At 60.9% G+C, this 19,374-nt stretch carries 17 protein-coding genes; all 17 read left to right on the forward strand.

What is annotated here, in order from left to right:
• Nucleotides 1-199 precede the first annotated feature (199 nt).
• The 17 genes from AMK00_RS09920 (at nt 200) to AMK00_RS10000 (ending at nt 19,263) form a co-directional block, all read left to right on the forward strand.
• Nucleotides 200-1,216, forward strand: coding sequence for an amino acid ABC transporter substrate-binding protein (locus AMK00_RS09920; protein WP_064802357.1), 1,017 nt, complete (start codon nt 200-202; stop codon nt 1,214-1,216).
• Nucleotides 1,217-1,307: 91 nt separating this feature from the next.
• The gene (locus tag AMK00_RS09925; protein WP_123876195.1) at nt 1,308-2,561 is read left to right on the forward strand and encodes an amino acid ABC transporter permease; all 1,254 of its coding nucleotides are present in this window, start codon (nt 1,308-1,310) and stop codon (nt 2,559-2,561) included.
• Between the two features lies 1 nt (nt 2,562).
• Complete coding sequence (locus AMK00_RS09930; RefSeq protein ID WP_082240291.1) at nt 2,563-3,852, forward strand: amino acid ABC transporter permease; 1,290 nt, start codon at nt 2,563-2,565, stop codon at nt 3,850-3,852.
• A gap of 21 nt (nt 3,853-3,873) precedes the next feature.
• The gene (locus AMK00_RS09935; RefSeq protein ID WP_064810263.1) at nt 3,874-4,641 is read left to right on the forward strand and encodes an amino acid ABC transporter ATP-binding protein; all 768 of its coding nucleotides are present in this window, start codon (nt 3,874-3,876) and stop codon (nt 4,639-4,641) included.
• Between the two features lie 48 nt (nt 4,642-4,689).
• Complete coding sequence (locus AMK00_RS09940; RefSeq protein WP_237350463.1) at nt 4,690-5,310, forward strand: DsbA family protein; 621 nt, start codon at nt 4,690-4,692, stop codon at nt 5,308-5,310.
• Nucleotides 5,311-5,515: 205 nt separating this feature from the next.
• Nucleotides 5,516-6,505, forward strand: a complete 990-nt coding sequence (locus AMK00_RS09945; protein WP_064810265.1) for a potassium channel beta subunit family protein — start codon at nt 5,516-5,518, stop codon at nt 6,503-6,505.
• A 287-nt stretch (nt 6,506-6,792) separates the two neighbouring features.
• Nucleotides 6,793-7,986 (forward strand): ABC transporter substrate-binding protein, encoded by a 1,194-nt coding sequence (locus tag AMK00_RS09950; RefSeq protein ID WP_064810266.1) that lies wholly within the window; start codon nt 6,793-6,795, stop codon nt 7,984-7,986.
• 22 nt (nt 7,987-8,008) lie between these two features.
• On the forward strand, nt 8,009-8,881 hold the full coding sequence (locus AMK00_RS09955; protein WP_064810267.1) for a branched-chain amino acid ABC transporter permease: 873 nt from the start codon (nt 8,009-8,011) through the stop codon (nt 8,879-8,881).
• Between the two features lie 39 nt (nt 8,882-8,920).
• The gene (locus tag AMK00_RS09960; protein WP_064810268.1) at nt 8,921-9,907 is read left to right on the forward strand and encodes a branched-chain amino acid ABC transporter permease; all 987 of its coding nucleotides are present in this window, start codon (nt 8,921-8,923) and stop codon (nt 9,905-9,907) included.
• Nucleotides 9,904-10,677 (forward strand): ABC transporter ATP-binding protein, encoded by a 774-nt coding sequence (locus AMK00_RS09965; RefSeq protein WP_064810269.1) that lies wholly within the window; start codon nt 9,904-9,906, stop codon nt 10,675-10,677. The genes AMK00_RS09960 and AMK00_RS09965 overlap by 4 nt, the downstream gene beginning before the upstream one ends.
• The gene (locus tag AMK00_RS09970; RefSeq protein WP_064810270.1) at nt 10,667-11,410 is read left to right on the forward strand and encodes a branched-chain amino acid ABC transporter ATP-binding protein; all 744 of its coding nucleotides are present in this window, start codon (nt 10,667-10,669) and stop codon (nt 11,408-11,410) included. Before AMK00_RS09965 ends, AMK00_RS09970 begins: the two co-directional genes overlap by 11 nt.
• Before the next feature lie 14 nt (nt 11,411-11,424).
• Entirely contained in the window at nt 11,425-12,633 is a 1,209-nt protein-coding gene (locus AMK00_RS09975; RefSeq protein ID WP_064810271.1) for an aspartate transaminase, read from the forward strand.
• A gap of 177 nt (nt 12,634-12,810) precedes the next feature.
• Nucleotides 12,811-13,749 (forward strand): nitrogen assimilation transcriptional regulator NAC, encoded by a 939-nt coding sequence (gene nac / locus AMK00_RS09980; RefSeq protein WP_064802379.1) that lies wholly within the window; start codon nt 12,811-12,813, stop codon nt 13,747-13,749.
• Nucleotides 13,750-13,979: 230 nt separating this feature from the next.
• The gene (locus tag AMK00_RS09985; protein ID WP_064810272.1) at nt 13,980-16,043 is read left to right on the forward strand and encodes a hydantoinase/oxoprolinase family protein; all 2,064 of its coding nucleotides are present in this window, start codon (nt 13,980-13,982) and stop codon (nt 16,041-16,043) included.
• Between the two features lie 10 nt (nt 16,044-16,053).
• Nucleotides 16,054-17,730: a hydantoinase B/oxoprolinase family protein gene (locus AMK00_RS09990; RefSeq protein ID WP_064810273.1), complete on the forward strand. Its 1,677-nt coding sequence runs from the start codon at nt 16,054-16,056 to the stop codon at nt 17,728-17,730.
• 11 nt (nt 17,731-17,741) lie between these two features.
• On the forward strand, nt 17,742-18,545 hold the full coding sequence (locus tag AMK00_RS09995) for an SDR family oxidoreductase (protein ID WP_064810274.1): 804 nt from the start codon (nt 17,742-17,744) through the stop codon (nt 18,543-18,545).
• A gap of 16 nt (nt 18,546-18,561) precedes the next feature.
• On the forward strand, nt 18,562-19,263 hold the full coding sequence (locus AMK00_RS10000) for an HpcH/HpaI aldolase family protein (RefSeq protein WP_064802387.1): 702 nt from the start codon (nt 18,562-18,564) through the stop codon (nt 19,261-19,263).
• Nucleotides 19,264-19,374: the final 111 nt, after the last annotated feature.

The raw sequence follows: 19,374 nt of genomic DNA on the forward strand, positions 1-19,374 counted from the left end.
CTTCGACCATGATCAACTCCGTCGAGCGCCGCCTGGAGAAGCTTGAAATAGAGCTTCCCGAACCGGCGAAGTCAGTCGCCAATTGAGCCGCTGACCGCACGAGCAAATCCAAAATAGAAATCCGGGGAATGCGAGGCGCCCGCCATGGGCTCCTCATAAGGAAACCGCCGTCGATGAACGGCTCAACTGGGAGAAGTCAATGAAATACAAACTTATACTCGGAGCGCTTTGCGCTGTTGTCGCCTCTTCGGCAGCGGCCAAGGCATCGACCCTCGAGGACGTCAAGGCGCGTGGGCTATTGAACTGCGGCGTCAACACCGGTCTGGTCGGTTTTGCAGCCCCTGATGCCACCGGGAAATGGACCGGATTTGACGTTTCGATCTGCAAGGCGGTCGCCGCGGCGGTGCTCGGCGACGCGAGCAAGGTCAAGTATGTTCCCACGACCGGTCAGACCCGCCTGACGGCGCTGGCATCCGGCGAAATCGACCTTCTTTCCCGCAACACGACCTGGACCTTTTCGCGCGACGTCGATCTGAAGCTCACATTTGCCGGGACGAATTTTTACGATGGCCAGGCATTCATGGTCCCGAAGTCTGCCGGCATCAACTCGGCCAAAGACTTGAACGGGGCGACGATCTGCATCCAGACCGGCACGACGACGGAGTTGAATCTGGCGGAATACGCCAAGCTCAACGGGATCACCTACGATTCCGTTCCGGTGGAGTCGAGCGCTGAGGGACAACAGAAGTACATCGCCGGCGCGTGCGATGTTTACACAAGCGACGCATCCGACCTGGCCTCCGTACGCTCGAGCTTCAAGAACCCGGACGATCATGTCATCCTGCCGGAAATGATCTCGAAGGAGCCGCTCGGCCCAATCGTTCGCCAAGGTGACGAGCAATGGGCGGATGTCGTCCATTGGACGCTGAACGCTCTGATCGCGGCCGAAGAATTCGGCGTGACCAAGGCGAATGTCGAAGAGATGGCGACGTCGTCCAACAACCCGGAAGTGAAACGCATATTGGGGGCCGAGGGCGATCTCGGCAAGCAGTTTGGCCTCGACAATGCATGGGCCAAGCGAGCGATCGCCGTTGATGGCAACTACGGCGAGATCTTCGAGGCCAATCTTGGCGAGAAGACGCCTATCGCCATGCATCGCGGCCCGAATGCACTGTGGAACAAAGGCGGCCTTCAGTACGCCCAGCCATTCCGTTGAGACGCCTTGGGCGCGGACCAGGGGCCGCGCCTTTTCTGCGCGATAAAGCGCGCGCGATCACAGATCGCGGCGGTCATCCCCGGAGGAATGAATGGTGACTACCGATCTTGGTGCTCCGAGCGAGCCGTTTCGACTGCGAATGCTGCTCGATGATGTGCGATACCGGTCCTATACTATCCAGATTTTTGCGCTGATGTGCCTGATGTTGGGGGTGGCGTGGCTGGTCGACAATACTGCTCATAACCTTGCCGCCATGGGAAAGGACTACTCGTTTTCCTTCCTTTGGGCTCCTGCCGGTTACGACATCAATCAACGCCCGATCGAATATTCCAGTCAGATGAGCCATGCCCGGGCGGCTTTGGTCGGTTTTCTGAACACGGTCATTCTGGCGGCCATGTCATGCGTGACGGCCACTGTCATCGGCATTTTTGCCGGCGTTCTCAGGCTTTCCAACAATTGGATCGTTGCGCGGCTGATGACCATTTATGTCGAGCTGTTCCGAAACATCCCGGCACTGCTCTGGATTTTGGTCTTCGGCGCAATCATGACCGAGGCGGTGCCGGCGCCGAATGCGTTTCGCGGAGATCACCCCTCGGCAAGCATGATTTTCGGTGCCATAGCCGTCACCAACCGCGGGGTTTACGCCCCGTCACCGGCCCTGGCGGCTGATCTTGGCGTCATCGATCTTGGGTTTGTTCAGCTCAGCGTCGGTTTGCTCGCCGTTATTGCGGTCGTCGTGCTCTGTCTTTTCCTCAACCGCGCGCTGGTGAACCGTGCGCAAAGGGTTCAAAGCGAGACCGGAATACGGCCGAAAACCTGGTGGAGAAGCATTGTCGTACTTTTCCTGCCGCCGCTCATTCTGCTTTGGACCCTCGGGTTCCACTGGGAATACCCGGCGCTGCGGGGACTGAATTTCCAAGGCGGCGTTCAGCTGCGGAACGCGCTGATCGCCATGTGGCTCGGGCTCAGCATCTATACCGGCGCATTCATCGCCGAGATCGTCCGCGCCGGTATCCTTGCCATCTCCAAGGGCCAGTCCGAAGCAGCGCACGCTTTGGGGCTCAGACCTGGCCGAACAATGCGGCTGGTCATCCTGCCGCAGGCCCTGCGCGTGATCATGCCTCCGCTGATCTCCATGTATCTCGACATCACGAAGAATACGTCGCTCGGTTTGGCCGTGGGATATATGGACCTTCGCTCGACGCTCGGCGGCATCACCATCAATCAGACCGGAAGAGAGCTGGAGGGAATGACCCTCATGATGCTCGTCTACCTGCTTGCCAGCCTGTCCATCTCAGGTGTGATGAATGTCTTCAACAACAGCGTCAAACTCAAGGAGCGATGAAATGGCTCGGCAAGAGATGGCGTTTGTTCGCCAGGAAATCCTTCCTGCCGCAGCGCCGCCGGCACGCCAGGCGGGCGTGATCCGCTGGTCGCGAAAGAACCTGTTCAGCGGCTGGATCAATACAAGCCTGACCGTCCTGTCAGCATTCAGCATCTTCTGGCTTGTCAGCGCGATCGGGCCCTGGCTCAGGAATTCGATCTGGTCGGCTACCTCTCTTACCGAATGCCGCCAGATCCTCGGTGACTCCGGCGGCGCTTGTTGGGGCGTTATCCGTGATCGCTGGCCTCAGCTCCTGTTCGGATTCTATCCCGCACAGATGTACTGGCGCCCGGTTCTCGCGTTCCTTCTCCTCTTCGTTGCCCTTCTGCCGATCCTATTTTCAGGTGCTCCCAGAAGGCTGGCCTGGTTCAGCATCGTTTTTCCCGGGCTGGCTTACTTCCTGATCTGGGGCGGCTCCATCTGGTTCCCGGTCTCCGTCTACGCCGGTTTCCTTTTTGCCGTGCTTATCGGCACCGCGGCAAAAGGCATGAACACCGGCGTTCAGGCCGCACTGGCCCTTCTGGGTTGCCTATTCTGGTGGTTTGCTGCGGCGACGCCTGTGGAAAGGCTGCTCGAAAACGCGATCCCGCTCTCGCTTTCTGCCGTGCCGTCACACGAATTGGGCGGCTTCCTGCTCTCCGTCGTGATCGGCGTCACCGGTATCGCCCTTTCGCTCCCGATGGGCATCCTGTTTGCGCTTGGCCGCCGATCGCGCATGCCCTTCATCAAAGCAGTGAGCGTAATCTTCATCGAGTTCATCCGTGGCGTGCCGCTCATCACTCTGCTCTTCACGGCCTCCCTGCTCTTGAACTACTTCCTGCCACCCGGGACTAACTTCGATCTGATCCTGCGCGTGATCATCATGGTGTCGCTGTTTGCAACGGCATACATTGCGGAAGTTATCAGAGGTGGATTGGCGGCGCTGCCGCGTGGCCAGTATGAGGCAGCCGAGTCGCTCGGACTCGACTACTGGCAAGCGCAGCGGCTCATCATCATGCCGCAGGCCCTCAAGATTTCGATTCCCAGCATCGTCAATACGTTCATCGGTCTGTTCAAGGACACCACTCTCGTCGTCTTCATCGGCCTTCTCGATCCGATTGCATTGACGAACTCCATCCGGGCGACGACCGACTGGCAGGGAATCTATTGGGAGCTGTTCATCTTTGTCGGTGCACTGTTCTTCGTGTGCTGCTTCGGGATGTCCCGCTACTCCGTCTATCTGGAACATCGGCTTAAGACCGATCATCGTTAACAAAGAGGGGAGCCGGTGAAGATGAACGCAGCTCGAAATAGTGTCGAACGCAATCCGGTCGCAATCGACATCAGCGGTCTGAACAAGTGGTACGGATCATTTCATGTTCTTCGAAACATCGATCTGACCGTACGGCGCGGCGAACGTATCGTCGTCTGCGGGCCGTCCGGCTCCGGCAAATCGACGATGATCCGGTGTATCAATCGCCTGGAAGAGCACCAGCAGGGGCGTATTGCCGTCGATGGTATCGAACTGACAAGCGATTTGAAGAACATCGACAATGTGCGTCGGGAAGTCGGAATGGTGTTCCAGCATTTCAATCTTTTCCCGCACCTCACGATTCTTGAAAACTGCATGCTCGCCCCGGTATGGGTTCGCAAGATGCCGAGGAGCCAAGCGGAGGAGGTCGCCATGCACTTTCTCACGCGGGTGAAAATTCCGGATCAGGCTCGCAAATATCCGGGTCAGCTGTCAGGTGGACAGCAGCAGCGCGTCGCGATTGCGCGTTCGCTGTGCATGAATCCCAAGATCATGCTTTTCGACGAACCCACCTCGGCGCTTGATCCGGAGATGATCAAGGAGGTTCTCGATACGATGATCCAGCTCGCCGAGGACGGTATGACCATGGTCTGTGTCACCCATGAGATGGGGTTTGCTCAAGCGGTGGCCAATCGCGTGATCTTCATGGACCAAGGCCAGATCGTCGAGCAAAACGAACCGGCGGCATTCTTCTCGGCCCCTCGATCCGAGCGGACGAAGTTGTTCCTTGGCCAGGTTCTCAAACACTGAGAACCGTATTCGCTGCCGCGTTTGATGAAAGGACATTCCGTGCTCTCCATGAAGACAGCGCGCATGGGTTTCGGCATTGCCGCGATTGCTGTTGCGATGGCGCTCTTCCCGATAAATTCGCGAGGGGCGGATCTTCTCGAACCGATCGGCCGTATGGATCACCCGATCGGCTCGGCCTCAGCGCCGGTTACAATTATCGAGTATTCGTCTCCGACCTGTCCCCATTGCGTCGACTACCGAACGCAGGTTGCGCCTGAGATCGAGAAGGAGTTTATCGAGCGGGGAAAGGCGCGCTTGATCTTCAGGCCGTTCGTTCGCAACAATGTCGATATGGCGATATTCATGCTGTGCGAGTGGCAGGAAGGCTCGAAATATCAAGAGCTAACGAAGCTTTTCTATTCCAAATATGATGAGATTGCTCAGACCGGCGATATTGAGAAGGAACTTCGCGATATTGCCGCATCAGCCGGTATCGATAAGCCGACATTCGACCGGCTGGTTTCCGATCAGTCGATCCTCGACGGATTGAGCAAGCTCACGTCTCAGGCGCGGGACGACTTCAAAGTCGAGGGTACGCCGACGTTCTTCGTTAACGGCAAGAAATTTACCGGCGCGCAATCGGCCGAGGAAATGAGAGCCAATATCGAGAAGGCATCAAAACCGCATTGAGCGCTTTTCGGGGGCCGCCTTAGGCCTGACTGAGGCGCTGGCCTTGATCAAGGCGACATTTCTCCGCCTGCGGTAGCGGAACTGTTGCACCAGGCTCGCATATTGGTGTTCATGCCATAGATTAGAGCGGTCGGTCGCTGATCGATCGTGTGATGTCGAGGCCGGTTAATGATCGGCCCATGTTCTAACCTGCGGGAGCTGCGTGATGGAATATCGTCGTTTGGGAAAGTCGGGTCTGAAGGTGAGCGAGTTCTCCTTCGGCTCATGGGTCACTTTCGGCAAGCAGGTGAACGGCGGCGACGCCGTCGATCTCATGCGGCTTGCCTACGACAATGGGGTGAATTTCTTCGACAATGCCGAAGGTTATGAAAGCGGCAAGTCGGAGATCGTCATGGGCGAGGCGCTCAAGTCGCTCGGCTGGAGCCGCGACACCTTCATCGTCTCGAGCAAGGTTTTCTGGGGAGGTGAGAGGCCGACGCAGCGCGGTCTGTCGCGCAAACATGTGACCGACGCCTGCCACGCGGCGCTGAAGCGGCTTCAGGTCGATTACCTCGACCTCTATTTCTGCCACCGCCCGGATATCGACACGCCGATCGAGGAAACGGTGCGGGCGATGCATGATCTCGTCGCCCAGGGCAAGGTGCTCTATTGGGGGACCTCCGAATGGTCCGCACAGCAGTTGACCGAAGCCTACGCCGTTGCCCGCGACCTTCGCATCACGCCGCCCACCATGGAGCAGCCGCAATACAATATCTTCGAACGGCAGAAGGTCGAAGCCGATTATCTCCCGCTCTATGACCTGATCGGCCTTGGCACCACGATCTGGTCGCCGCTCGCCTCCGGCGTCCTGACCGGCAAATACAATAATGGCGTGCCGGCCGACAGCCGCATGAACCTGCCCGGCTACGAATGGCTGAAGGAAAGATGGTCGAGCGATGCCGGCCGCGCTCAGCTCCGACAAGTCGGCGAACTCGCAAAACTCGCGGACGAGATTGGCTTGTCGATCACCCATCTCGCGCTTTTGTGGTGCCTCGCCAATCGCAACGTCTCAACCGTCATTCTCGGCGCCTCGCGCGCCAGCCAGCTGCAGGATAATCTCGCGGCCCTTTCGCACAGGCACAAGCTGACGGCTGATGTGTTGGAGCGTATTGACGCGATTGCCGGAAACAAACCGGAAGAACCGCGTCGCTTCTAAGCGATACAAAAACTGCTGCCACGGGCCTGACTAAGGCTCGTGGCCGGAAACGCGTCGGGTCTGCCCCGGCAGCTCGCTAATCTGCTTTGCCAACTGTTATCGACGTTCGGGCCTGCCGTCCGGCCCGCGCCTGTTGTCGACATCGCCATAGCGAAACGCTATAGCGGCAGAATGGAGTTGTGTTGGCCAAACTCTGAGACATGAACGTACTGTGACGCTGTCGGCTGGGAGCCGGCCTGGAAGAACCGCATAAGCGGCGCCAGGGTCATCACCACACGGAGCGGAACATGACATATTCTCTATCTCGCAGAACGCTTTGCATTTCTACGGCAATCCTGTCGCTCGTTGCCATGGTCCCGAACCTCGCGGCCCCGGCATTCGCCGCCGACGAAACCATCAAACTCGGCATCGTTTCGCCGATGAGCGGCCCGAATGCCCGTTATGGCGCCTTCTCCATGCATGGCGCCGAACTCGCCGTCGACGAGATCAATCAGGCCGGCGGGGTCGATGGCCACAAGATTGAGATCTACTCGGCCGACAGCCAGGGAACGCCCGTCGAAGGCGTCTCGGCGACGCGCCGCCTGATCGACGAAGACGAGGTCTCTTTCATTATCGGCGACGTTTCCAGCTCGGTCACGCTGGCGATGCAACCGGTCGTCGAAGACGCCGGCGTGCTTCTGCTGAACGCCGCGTCCTCCAATCCGAAGATCACCTACGGCGCGGGCGTCGGCGGCTACAAGTGGACCTTCCGCAACTATCCGACGGATGAAAACCGCGCTCTGGTCGTCGCCAAATACGCCGCCGAGCAGCGCGGCTTCACGAAATATGCCGTCCTCTCGGTCGATACCGATTACGGACGCTCGGCGATCGAATTCACCAAGAAGTATCTGCCGCAGTTCAAGGGCGAAATCCTCAGCGAGGACTATTACAAGGAAGGCGAGGTCGACTTCCGCAGCGTATTGTCGAAGATCCGTGACAATGGCGCGCAGGCGATCATCATGTACGGGCTTGCCGATACGACGCCGATCGTCGCGCGACAGATGGTCGAGCTCGGTCTGGCCGGCAAGGTGACGCTGATCGGCAACGGCGAATTCAATACTGCGAAGACCATCGCCTCGGCGCCGACGGCCCTCGAGGGCGCCGTCGAGGCGGCAGCCTGGCTGCCGGCCTGGGATTCTCCGGAAAGCAAGGCTTTTGTCGAGAAGTTCACGAAGGCCTATAACGAGGCGCCGAACAACCACGCTTACGTCCATTGGGACACCGTCCACCTTCTGGCCGAGGCGATCCACGAGGCCGGCAGCACGGATCAGGAGAAGGTGCGTGACGCGCTGTCGAAGATAAAGCACAAGAGCCCGGTCGGCGAGGTCACCTTCGACGATCACAACCAGGCGCGTCTGCCGATGATCCTGCTGCAGATCGAGAACGGCAAACCCAGCATCAAGGGCGCCTACGCCGCAGACATCAAGTACCCGACCCAGTAATCCGGTCGCGAGGAGCACCACCATGTTCTCGACCATTCTCGAGCAGGTCGTCAACGGGATCGTCACCGGTTCCGTCTATGCGATCGTCGCCGTCGGCATGACGATGATCTTCGGCGTCCTCCGGGCGATCAACTTCGCCCACGGCGAATATTATATGCTGGGAACCTTCGGGGCGTGGTTTGCGATCGATTATCTCGGTCTGTCCTACGAAGCATCGATCGTGGTCGGCGTATTGTCCACGATCGTCATCGCCTATGTCGTCGGGCGCTTCGTCATGCAGCGCATGGTCGGAGCCCCGGCCGAGGCCGGGGTGCTCGCCACGCTTGGCATCGCGCTGGTTCTGCAGAACACGGTCATCCTGGTCTTCGGCGGCGGTTACAAGTTCTTCTCCGGCGGCTATATCGAACCGGTGTCGATCCTCGGCTTCAGCCTTGCCGAACAGCGCATTCTGATCCTTGTCGTCACGCTTCTCGTCTTCATCGGCCTCGAACTGATGGTCGCCTACAGCCGCATGGGCAAGGCCATGCGCGCCGTCTCGCAGAACGTCGAATGCTGCGAAGTCGTCGGCATCGACGTTTCGCAGGTGGTGTTGCGCACTTTCATTCTGGGCGCGGCGCTGGCGGCTCTATCGGGCGTTCTGACGGCGCCCGTCAACGTCAGCGTCTATGGTGGGATGGGGGAGCTCATCACCTTCAAGACGCTGCCGATCATCATCATGGGCGGTCTCGGCAATGTTCGCGGCACCTTCTTCGCCGCAATGATCCTTGGCATCGCTGAAAGCCTGGTGGCGACCTATGTCGGTCTCCAGTTCCGCGACACCGTCGGCTTTGCGACCTTGATCCTGATGCTGATGTGGCGGCCCTACGGTCTTTTCTCGACGCAGGCGCGCTTCTGAGCGCAGCGCCGGTCCATTCTCGAACTCCGAGGACACGACATGTCTCTCACAGAAACCACTTCACAGGCGCGGCGGCGTGATCTGCGCATCCCGCTGGCAGCCCTGCTGATTGTTCTCGCCGTGGCAGCGCCCTTCATCGGCAGCCGCTATGTCACGCACGCCCTGATCATCGCCCTGATTTTCATGCTGCCGGCGCACGGACTGAATCTGCTGGTCGGCTATACCGGGCTGCTGTCTCTCGCTCAGGCGGCCTTTTTCGGCATCGGCGCCTATGCCTCGGGTCTGCTCGCCGTCCATTACGGCACGCCCTTCTACGTGAATCTGGTTGCCGCCGCTGCGATTGCAGGCGCGCTGGCACTCCCGCTCGGCATTCCCGCCCTTCGCCTGCGAGCGACCTCCTTCGTCATGTGTACGCTCGGATTCGTGATCATCGGGCAGGCGATTGCAAAAAACTGGATTTCGCTGACCCGCGGCGACATGGGTCTCTCCAGTATCCCGAAGCCGCATTTCGCACTTGGTCCGTGGTCGTTCACCGTGTCCGGCACCACCAACTTCTACTATCTGACCCTTGCGGTCGCCGCGCTCGCCACTCTGGCCGTCTGGGCAGTCGTCCGCTCGCCCGCCGGCCGCAACATGATCGCCATTCGCGAGAACGAGACGCTGGCCGAATCCGTGGGAATTCCGACCTGGCGCTACAAGCTGATCGTCTTCATGATCAGCGCCGCCTTCGCCGGTGCCGGCGGCAGCCTCTACGCCCATTATCTGACAGTGGTCAGCCCTCTGACCTTTCAGATGTACTACTCCACGACCGTGCTCATCATCGTGCTCGGCGGCGGCGCCGGAACGATCTCCGGCACGATCATCGGAAGCCTGCTCTTCGTCGGCCTGACGGAAGCGTTGCGTGTGGCTCCCGAGCTTAGAATGATCGTCTACGGGCTCTGCCTTCTGGTGCTCGTCTTCTGGTTCAGGAAAGGTTTCGCGCCTTTGATCAACCGGTTCTGGGGCGCGATCGGAGGTGCGAAATGACATCCCATCTTCCCATTCTCGAGATCAGGAACCTCAGCAAGTCCTACGGTGCCGTCAGAGCGGTCAACGACGTCAGCATGCATATCGAACGCGGTGAGATCGCCGGGCTCATCGGCCCCAACGGTTCAGGCAAGTCGACCTTCTTCGACTGCTCGACAGGCCTCGCACGGCCTGACACCGGCACGGTCATCCTCGACGGCCAGGACATCACCGGCTGGTCGCTCAACAGGATTGCCCGCGAAGGGCGGATGCTGCGCTCCTTCCAGAAGACAGTCACGTTCAGATCGCTCGATGTCGAGGAGAATCTGATCATCGCAGGCCAGATGTTCACCTTTCCGTCGCTCTGGTCGACCTTCGCTCTCGGCTCGACGTCGCGCAGAAGGGTGGCCGGGCTCAGGGAGCGGGCACGCGACCTGATCAAGATGGCGGGGCTGTGGGACGTGCGCCACCAGCCGGCCGGAAACCTGTCCGGCGGCCAGCAGAAGCTGATCCAGTTCGCGTCGATGCTGATGCCGGAGCCGAAGCTCATTCTCCTCGACGAACCGATGGCGGGCATCAATCCGAAAATCATCGAGCGGGTGGTTGAAACCATTCTCTATGCGAACAAGAATCTCGGCGTGAGCTTTCTCGTGATCGAGCACAATATCGACGTCGTGACCAGCATCTGCCAGCGTGTGATCGTCCTCGACCAGGGGGCGAAGCTCGTCGAGGGATTGCCTCAGGATATCATCCAGGACCAGCGCGTGAGGGAGGCCTATCTTGGAGGCTGATTCCAATCTTTGCATCGAGGGCCTGCGGGCCGGCTACGGCAACCTCGATATTCTCAACGGCGTCGATCTGGATGTGCCGCCCGGCCAGTTCATCGCTCTGATGGGCCCGAACGGCGCCGGCAAGTCGACTCTGCTCAAGACGCTCTACGGCATGACCACGATCAAGGACGGCAGCATCGGCTGGCAGGGCAAGAACATCGCGGGTTTCAAATCGCGCGCCATTCTCGGGGAGGGAATCTCCTTCGTTCCCCAGGGCCGATGCAACTTTCCGCTGATGACGGTCGACGAGAACCTGCAGATGGCCGCCTACACCATCCGCGATGCCAAGGTGAAGGCGGATCGGGACTATGTCTACGATCTCTTTCCGATCCTGAAGACCCGCCGATCGACCTTGGCCGGCAATATGTCCGGCGGCGAGCAGCAGCTGCTGGAGGTGGCGATGGCCGTGCTGCAGCGTCCGAAAGTGCTTCTCGTCGACGAGCCGTCGGTAGGGCTTTCTCCTGCGGCGATCGGCATCGTGTTCGACGAACTGCTTCGCCTCCACGCTGCCGGGCAGACGATCCTGCTCGTCGAGCAGAACACCAAGAAGGCGATGGAGGTGGCCGAACGGGCCGTGATCCTCCGTCTCGGCAAGGTGATCTGGGACGGCAAGCCCAAGGACATCACCCACGAGGAACTGGGCGAGCTATTCCTGACCGGCAAGATGCGCGGCGAGCTCGAAACCACGCACTAGACCAAGGAACAATCATGACCAATTTCGTTGCCGCGTCGCGTGTGGCGCGCATCAAGATCTCGCCGAGTACTGCTGCGGCCGCAAGGGCTCGCGAGCTGAAGGCGGCGGGCAAGGACATCGTCGACATGACAGTCGGCGAGCCGGATTTCGACACGCCCGAGAACGTCAAGGCCGCGGCACACGCGGCCATCGACCGGGGAGAGACGAAGTATACCGCAGTGAACGGGACGCCGGCACTGCGCAAGGCCATCATAGGCGACTTTCAGCGGCGCCTTTCCCTGCAATATGCCGACAATGAAATCTGCGTCGGCGGCGGCGCCAAACAGATTTTGTTTCTGGCATTGATGGCAAGCGTCGAAAACGGCGCCGAAGTGATCGTGCCGGCTCCCTACTGGGTGTCTTATCCGGACATGGTGATCGCCAATGACGGCAAGCCCGTCATCGTCGAGTGCCCGCAGGAGCAAGGCTTCAAGCTGACGCCGGAGGCACTTGAAAAAGCGATCACGCCGAAAACCCTGTGGCTGATCCTGAACGCCCCGTCGAATCCGACAGGCGCCGCCTACACGAGGCAGGAGCTGGAGGCCCTTGGCGAGGTGCTCCTGCGGCATCCGCATGTCTTTATCCTCTCGGACGATATTTACGACCAGGTCTGGTTCCGGGACGAGCCGATGACCACGTTGGTTGCGGCCGTACCGGCCCTGAAGGACCGCGTGCTGCTGACGAACGGCGTTTCGAAGTCCTATGCGATGACCGGCTGGCGCATCGGCTATGCGGCCGGACCGGCGCCGCTGATCGCGGCGATCAACAAGCTGCAGTCGCAAATGTCCTCGTGTCCCTCGTCAGTCAGCCAGGCGGCGGCGGCCTACGCGCTTTCCGCCGACCAGACTTTCGTGCATGACAGCGTCAAGGTTTATAAGGACCGCCGCGACTATGCCTGCGCACGCCTCAACGCCATTCCCGGTCTTTCCTGCCAGGTGCCCGACGGCGCCTTCTATCTTTTCCCGAACTGCGCCGGTGTGATGGGCAGGACGACGCCGGAAGGCCGGGTGATCGAGACCGACCTGGATTTTGTGCTCTACCTGCTCGATGGCGTGGGCGTCGCAGCGTTGCAAGGCGCCGCTTACGGCCTCTCACCTTATTTCCGGCTGTCGATCGCGACGTCGCTGGAAGCGATCAGGCAAGCATGCGACCGGATCGAGAGCGCCGTGCGGGCGCTTCGATAAGGCCGGCTCACTCGGGCAGGGGCCTCTCGGTGCGTCCTGCCCGAAAGACGACAATGTCGCGCTTCCTTCAGACGCGCCAAGGCTGCTGCAGCACTTTGAATTGCTGCGTCATTTGTCCCTAAACCGATTCCGATTTGAGGAATTATGCAGTAGGGTCCACCAAAAGAGCGTGGAACCATGAGCGTTGACTTCCGCAAGCTGCGAAGCTTTGTAAAAATCGTCGATACCGGCAGCGTGTCTCGCGCCGCGGCGATCCTTCGAACCGCGCAGCCGGCCCTGTCGCAGCAGATCGCGTCGCTTGAAACGCACTTCAAGCACAAGCTCCTGATCCGCAGCAATGTCGGAATCACGCCCACCGAAGCGGGTCTCATTCTCTATCGCCATGCACAGCTGATGTTGAAGCAGATCGATCAGGCCCAGACCGACATGAACCAGGCGGCACATTCGCTGGCTGGCCGCGTGTCGATCGGTCTGGCGACCTATTCCACCTCCAGCTCGCTTTCGCTGCCGCTTCTGCGGGAAATGAAGAACAGGCACCCGCAGATCGTCGTGCACATCAACGACAGCTTTGGCCAGATCCTCAGCGAGCTGATCATGACCGGCAAGATGGACATGGCGCTGATCTATGCCTCCGATCCGATCAAGGGCGTCACGCTGCAGCCGCTGTTCAAGGAGGAGATGTTTCTGGTTTCGCCGCCGGATACGAAGCTCTCGGGCGGTGCCGGCGAAGCTCTTCCCTTGGGCTCCCTCGCGGATACGCCGTTGCTTCTTCCGAGCAAGAACCATCTGCTTCGCCGCCTGATCGACGATGCTCTCGCCCGCGCACGGGTGACGCCCGCGGTCGTTTCGGAGATTGAATCAGTGCCGGCCCTCAGTGCCGCTGTCCTCGATGGCCTGGGCTCGACCATTCTTCCGGCGTCGGTGGTCACCGCAACACCGTCTTTTGCCGGCGCGCAGGTGAGGGCGCTCACGCGACCGGTTATCGACGCCACCGTTTCCTTATGCGTATCGGATCATCTTCCGTTGTCGGAACCGGCACTTGCGGCTAGGGCGGTCCTTCTCGAAATCGTCGGCCACATGACGGGCAGCCAGCATCCGGGCATCCGCGCGGTCTGACATCAAATCTGGATTCGGGCGCAGACGCCTCGCAGCCGCCTGCGAGCGCGGTCCTTCTTTTTGCGGGAACCGCTACTGCATTCGCCATAAGCAAACCCTATAGCGGCAGACAGTAGTTGTGTTGGCCAAGCGCTGCGGAACTCTCCTAACCTTGTGGAAGATAAAGGGTTCGACCGTCGAGCCCGCGGCAACCGGCGCATCCGGCGCCAAGCTTCTGCTTCGAGGGAAACATGGCAAAACTGGCTTTCGACACTGGCGGCACCTTCACCGATTTCGCGCTTCTCGACGATCTCGGTGAACTGCACCTTCACAAGGTCCTGAGCACGCCGCACAACCCCGCCGAGGCCGTGGTCCAGGGCGTTTCGGAGCTTCTGGAAATGCACGCTGGATCGATCGAAAAGGAGCGGCTCCAGGTTCTCGGAGCCACGACGGTCGTCACCAACGCGGTGCTGGAGCGCAAGGGCGTCGAAACGGGGTTCGTCACCACCGACGGCTTTCAGGACATGCTCCGCATCCGCAACGAAGGCCGTTATGACCTTTATGATCTGAACATCAAATATCCCGATCCGCTGGTGGCGCGCGCCAATTGCCACGGCGCCGAAGAGCGGATCGCCGCCGACGGCGAAGTGATGACGAAGCTCAGCGACGAGAGCGTGCGCGAGATCGCCAGACGGCTGCGCGAGAAGGGCATCCGCTCTGTCGCCGTCTGCCTCCTCCATGCCTATAAATATCCCCAGCACGAGAAGAGGGTGGCCGCTCTCCTTCGGGAGGAGAATCCCGACATATTCGTTTCGATCTCCTCGGAGGTCTGCCCGGAAATGCGCGAGTTCGACCGCGCATCGACGACCGTCGTCAATGCCTATACCCGTCCTCAGATGGCCGGTCACGTCGCCCATCTCGAACGGGAATTCGCCGAGAGAGGGATCGATCGACAAGTCCTGTGGATGACGTCATCCGGCGGTCTGGTGCCCAGCCGGCGCGCCGCCTTGTTGCCGGTCCGCCTGATCGAATCCGGACCTGCGGCGGGTGCGGTCGCTGCCGCCGAATTCGGCCGCGTCGCGGGCGAGACCAGCGTCCTGTCGTTCGACATGGGCGGGACGACGGCCAAGCTCTGCCTCATCCCGAACGGCGAGCCGAATGTCGGCACCGATCTGGAGGTCGCCCATTACCAGCGCTTCCGCAAGGGATCGGGCTTCCCGCTGAAGATCCAGTCGATCCAGATGATCGAGATCGGTGCCGGCGGCGGCTCCATCGCCGCCAAGAATCCGCTCGGCCTGCTTGATGTCGGCCCGCATTCCGCAGGCGCGATGCCGGGACCGGCCGCCTATCAGCGCGGCGGCACGCAGCCGACCGTTACGGATGCGGACATTCTGCTCGGGTACATGGGCACCGGCTCCTTCGTCGGCGGCTCCTTCAAGGTGTCGAAGGACGCTGCTCACGAGGCGATGGCAAAGCTTGCCGCCTCGCTTGAGGTATCCGTCGAGAGATGCGCCTGGGGCATCCATGACCTCGTCAACGAATCCATGAGCAAGGCGGCCGCGATGCACGCGACCGATCTCGGCGTCGATCCCCGCTCGCTGCCCATGGTCGCCTTCGGCGGCGCCGGTCCGGTCCATGCCTACGGCATTGCTCGCAAGCTCGGGATCAAGCGCATCATCTGCCCGACGGGCGCCGGCGTCAGTTCGGCCATCGGGCTTCTGATCGCGCCCGTCGCGGTCGATCTCTCGATGAGCCACCCGATGCCGGTGAATGCCTGGGACGCTGATGCGATGAACCGGATTCTCGATGACCTCGCCGCCGAGGGCGCCCAAGTGGTTTCGGCCGCCGGCGTGGCGAAGGAAACGATTGCCAATCGCTTCACAGTCGACATGCGCCACGTCGGCCAAGGCCATGAAATCACTGTCGCATTGCCAGACAGAAACCTGCCGAAGGAAGAGTTCCTGAAGCAGCTCACCGACAATTTCTTCAAGCTCTACCGCGAACTCTTCGGCCGCACGGTCGCAGCCTCCGTCGAGGTCATCACCTGGCGTCTTCGCGCGAGCGGAGAGAAGGATCAGGTGACCCGCCCGCATCAGACCCAGGTGGCAGAAGCCAGGAAAGGCAGCCGCCAGGTCTATTTCCAGGAGCTCGGCGCCTATGCCGAAACGTCCGTCTACGAGCATTACAAGCTTCCGGTGAACCACGAGATCCAGGGACCCGCCATCGTCGAGCAGCGTGAATCGACCGCGGTCGTCGGCCCGAGCGGCGTCTTCCACGTCGATGCCGGCGGCAATCTCGTGATCAACATTCTCTAGGGGACATCCGATGTCGAAGCCCGTCACCGATTTCAACGATCCGATCAATCTCCAGGTCATGTGGAACCGCCTGATCTTCATCGCGGACCAGGCCGACAACGTCCTCGGCAAGACGGCCTTCTCGCCGATCGTGCGCGAGAACCACGACTATGTCACCGTGCTACTCGACAGCAGGGGCCGGGCGCTTGCCCAATGCACCTGGTCGATCCCGGTCTTCATTACCTCGCTGCCGGCCGCCGCGCAGAAATTCTTCCTGCCCAAATTCCCGGTCGAGATGCTCGAGGAGGGCGATGTCCTTGCGACTAACGACCCCGAGATCGGCACCGGCCACCTGCCCGACGTGACGATGATCACGCCGATCTTCAAGAATGGGAAGGTCGTGGCCTATGCCGGATCCATCGCGCATCTGCCCGATATCGGCGGAGCGCCGCTCCATTCCGAAGCCAGCGACATTTTTGAGGAGGGCATCCGCTTCCCGATCGTCAAGCTGCTCAAGGCCGGCGTACCGAACAAGGATGTGTTCGACATCATCGAAGCCTCGGTGCGACTGCCCACCGAGGTGCGCGGCGACCTCGAATCGATGATCGCCGCCAACAACGTCATGGGCCGCGAGCTGGTAAGGTTCCTCGATGAATATGGTCTCGACGACGTCGATGGTCTGGCAAACGCGATTCACACGCGCTCGGAAGCCCAGACCCGCAAGGCGATCCGCGAATGGCCGAACGGCAGCTACACGGCCGAGATGCTTCTCGACGGCTACGACGTCGACATCAAGCTCAAGGCGACGGTGATCGTGAAGGACGACGCCATCCATGTCGACTACACCGGCACGTCACCCCAGGTCCTGCATTCCATCAACTGCCGCACGAATTATCGCTACGCCCATTCGGTCTATGCGCTGAAATGCCTGCTCGATCCCGACACGCCCAACAATGAAGGCTGCATCACGCCGATTACCGACGATGCGCCGGTCGGCTCGATCCTCAACCCCGAACAGTGGACGGCCGGCAATTCCCGCAACCTGATCGGCCACGCGATTCCCTCGCTGATCTTCAAGGCTCTGGAAGGCGTGGTTCCCGACAAGGTCATGGGTGATAGCGGCGGCGCGCCGATCTGGGCGGCCAATTGCGTCGGCCGGCGTGACGATGGCTCCCAATACGGCTCTGTCCAGAATTTCCATGGTGGGCAGGGCGCCCGAGCCGAGTTCGACGGCCTCGACACGCTGAGCTTCCCCTCCAACTGCAAGGTCACCGCGATCGAGATGTTCGAGATTGCCGTTCCAGCGCTGACGGAACGCAAGGAATTGATCGCCGATTCCGGCGGCGCCGGCAAATACCGCGGCGGCCTCGGCCAGCGCGTCGTCCTGCGCAATCGCGGCACCTCGCCGATGAATATCTATCTGGCCTCCGAGCGTGTCCGCCACCCATGCTTCGGCGTGGTTGACGGACAGAGCGGATCCGCCGGCAAGGTCATGAAGGATGGCAGGCCGCAATTTCCGAAGGGCAAGGTCGTTCTGAAGACAGGCGAGCGGCTGAAAGTGGAGACGCCCGGCGGCGGCGGCTGGGGACGCGCAAGCGAGCGCGCCGTCGCCTTTATCGAGCAGGATCTGGCCGAGGGCTTGATTACGCCGCGGGCAGCGAGAACCATCTACGGCTACAAGGGCAGAAGTGCCGTGGCCGCAGAATAGGAGGCGTTGGAATGGGTTTGCTTGATGGAAAGGTCGCTCTCGTAACGGGAGCCGGAACGGGCATCGGCAAGGAAGCGGCACGGCTTCTTGCCAGGGAGGGCGCCAGAGTCGTGCTGACCGGCCGCCGCATCGAGCCGCTGCGCGAGGTCGCCGAGCTGATCGCCGCCGAGGACGGCGCGGCATTCGCAAGGGCGCTCGACGTCGCCTCGCGCGATGACATTTTCGCAGCCGTGAAATGGGTGAAACAGGAAATTGGTCCGGTCGGCATCCTCGTCAACAATGCCGGGAGCGCCAGCAAGGTACTGAATGCGAGATTTCTGAGCGAAGAGGAATGGAATGCCACCGTCAACGTAAACCTGACGGCGGTTTTCAATCTCACCCAGGCGGTGCTTCCGGACATGCTTGCCGCCGGCGAGGGAACCGTCATCACGGTGTCGTCGCTTGCTGCGCTCAACCCGAACCTGCTCGGCGGCGCCGCTTACGGCGCTGCCAAGGCGGGCGTCAAGAACTTCATGACCTTCCTGCACAATACCTATCGCAATCAGGGCATCCGGGCGACAACCATTCTGCCCGGCGAAACCAATACGCCGATCATGAACAACCGTGCCCGGCCGCCGCTGGAGAGCGAGCGTGACGTCATGCTCGATCCCCATGACGTCGCAAGGGCGATTGCGCTCTGCGCGAGCCTGCAAAGGGGCGCGATGATTCCGGAGCTGCATATCTGCCCGACCTTCATGCGCGACACGTCGGCCGACATCGAAGTCGCGCGCTGGGTAGGCGCACCCGCCGACACGCCGGACCTGCCAAAGACATAATCAGGAGGAGCACATCATGAATGGTGCAAAGCTGCGCGCCCGGCTTCAAGCCGGCGAACCCATAACCATGTTCACGCCGCACCACGCGTCATCAGGCCTCGCCGCCCGGCTGGTGGAGCTCGGCGCCGACTCGGTTTTCGTCGACTGCGAGCACGGCACCTGGAGCTTCGAGGATGTCCGCGAGACGGCGCAGATCGTCCGCTCGGTCGGCGGCGCCGCGATCGTGCGGCCGCATTCCCATGAACGTCCCGTCCTCATTCGATATCTCAATGCCGGCGCGGATGGGATCATGGTGCCGATGGTCGACAATGCCGACCAGGCACGCGCCATTGTCGAGGCTGTCCGCTACGCCCTTCCGTCGGATTTCGGCAAGCGCTTGGTCGTCGCGATGATCGAGACCGTCGATGCCGTCGACAATCTCGACGAAATGTTGAAGGTCGACGGCATCGACGTCTTCTTCATCGGTCCCGGCGACCTCTCGCAGAACATGGGTTTTCCGCCGGCGCCGCCTTTCGGTGAGCCGCGTCCGATTGAGGTCCGGGAGAAGGTTGGCGAAGCGGTACGCAAGATCCTCGCTGCCGGCAAGGTCGCGGGAACGCTGGTGACGGCCGACGAACTTCCCGGCTGGCTCGAAATCGGTGTCCGGTTCTTCTACATCCATTCGGACCCGTTCCTGCGCCGCGGCCTCGCCGGCATCAAGCAGGCACTGACCCGGTAAGAACCTGTCATCAAGCCGATCATTCCGCCTCTCTCCGCCTTCTGCGGTCCGACCGCGCTGAAGGCACTTGTGATCAACATCGTCAGACGGCCGCGCGCAGCTTGACAATGT

The sequence above is a fragment of the Rhizobium sp. N621 genome (genome assembly GCF_001664325.1).
Lineage (GTDB): Bacteria > Pseudomonadota > Alphaproteobacteria > Rhizobiales > Rhizobiaceae > Rhizobium > Rhizobium esperanzae.

What these genes read in the sequence shown, in the direction of transcription:
- AMK00_RS09920 (WP_064802357.1), top strand. Translation starts at nt 200, where the DNA reads ATGAAATACAAACTTATACTCGGAGCGCTTTGCGCTGTTGTCGCCTCT.
- AMK00_RS09925 (WP_123876195.1), top strand. Translation starts at nt 1,308, where the DNA reads ATGGTGACTACCGATCTTGGTGCTCCGAGCGAGCCGTTTCGACTGCGA.
- AMK00_RS09930 (WP_082240291.1), top strand. Translation starts at nt 2,563, where the DNA reads ATGGCTCGGCAAGAGATGGCGTTTGTTCGCCAGGAAATCCTTCCTGCC.
- AMK00_RS09935 (WP_064810263.1), top strand. Translation starts at nt 3,874, where the DNA reads ATGAACGCAGCTCGAAATAGTGTCGAACGCAATCCGGTCGCAATCGAC.
- AMK00_RS09940 (WP_237350463.1), top strand. Translation starts at nt 4,690, where the DNA reads ATGAAGACAGCGCGCATGGGTTTCGGCATTGCCGCGATTGCTGTTGCG.
- AMK00_RS09945 (WP_064810265.1), top strand. Translation starts at nt 5,516, where the DNA reads ATGGAATATCGTCGTTTGGGAAAGTCGGGTCTGAAGGTGAGCGAGTTC.
- AMK00_RS09950 (WP_064810266.1), top strand. Translation starts at nt 6,793, where the DNA reads ATGACATATTCTCTATCTCGCAGAACGCTTTGCATTTCTACGGCAATC.
- AMK00_RS09955 (WP_064810267.1), top strand. Translation starts at nt 8,009, where the DNA reads ATGTTCTCGACCATTCTCGAGCAGGTCGTCAACGGGATCGTCACCGGT.
- AMK00_RS09960 (WP_064810268.1), top strand. Translation starts at nt 8,921, where the DNA reads ATGTCTCTCACAGAAACCACTTCACAGGCGCGGCGGCGTGATCTGCGC.
- AMK00_RS09965 (WP_064810269.1), top strand. Translation starts at nt 9,904, where the DNA reads ATGACATCCCATCTTCCCATTCTCGAGATCAGGAACCTCAGCAAGTCC.
- AMK00_RS09975 (WP_064810271.1), top strand. Translation starts at nt 11,425, where the DNA reads ATGACCAATTTCGTTGCCGCGTCGCGTGTGGCGCGCATCAAGATCTCG.
- nac (WP_064802379.1), top strand. Translation starts at nt 12,811, where the DNA reads ATGAGCGTTGACTTCCGCAAGCTGCGAAGCTTTGTAAAAATCGTCGAT.
- AMK00_RS09985 (WP_064810272.1), top strand. Translation starts at nt 13,980, where the DNA reads ATGGCAAAACTGGCTTTCGACACTGGCGGCACCTTCACCGATTTCGCG.
- AMK00_RS09990 (WP_064810273.1), top strand. Translation starts at nt 16,054, where the DNA reads ATGTCGAAGCCCGTCACCGATTTCAACGATCCGATCAATCTCCAGGTC.
- AMK00_RS09995 (WP_064810274.1), top strand. Translation starts at nt 17,742, where the DNA reads ATGGGTTTGCTTGATGGAAAGGTCGCTCTCGTAACGGGAGCCGGAACG.
- AMK00_RS10000 (WP_064802387.1), top strand. Translation starts at nt 18,562, where the DNA reads ATGAATGGTGCAAAGCTGCGCGCCCGGCTTCAAGCCGGCGAACCCATA.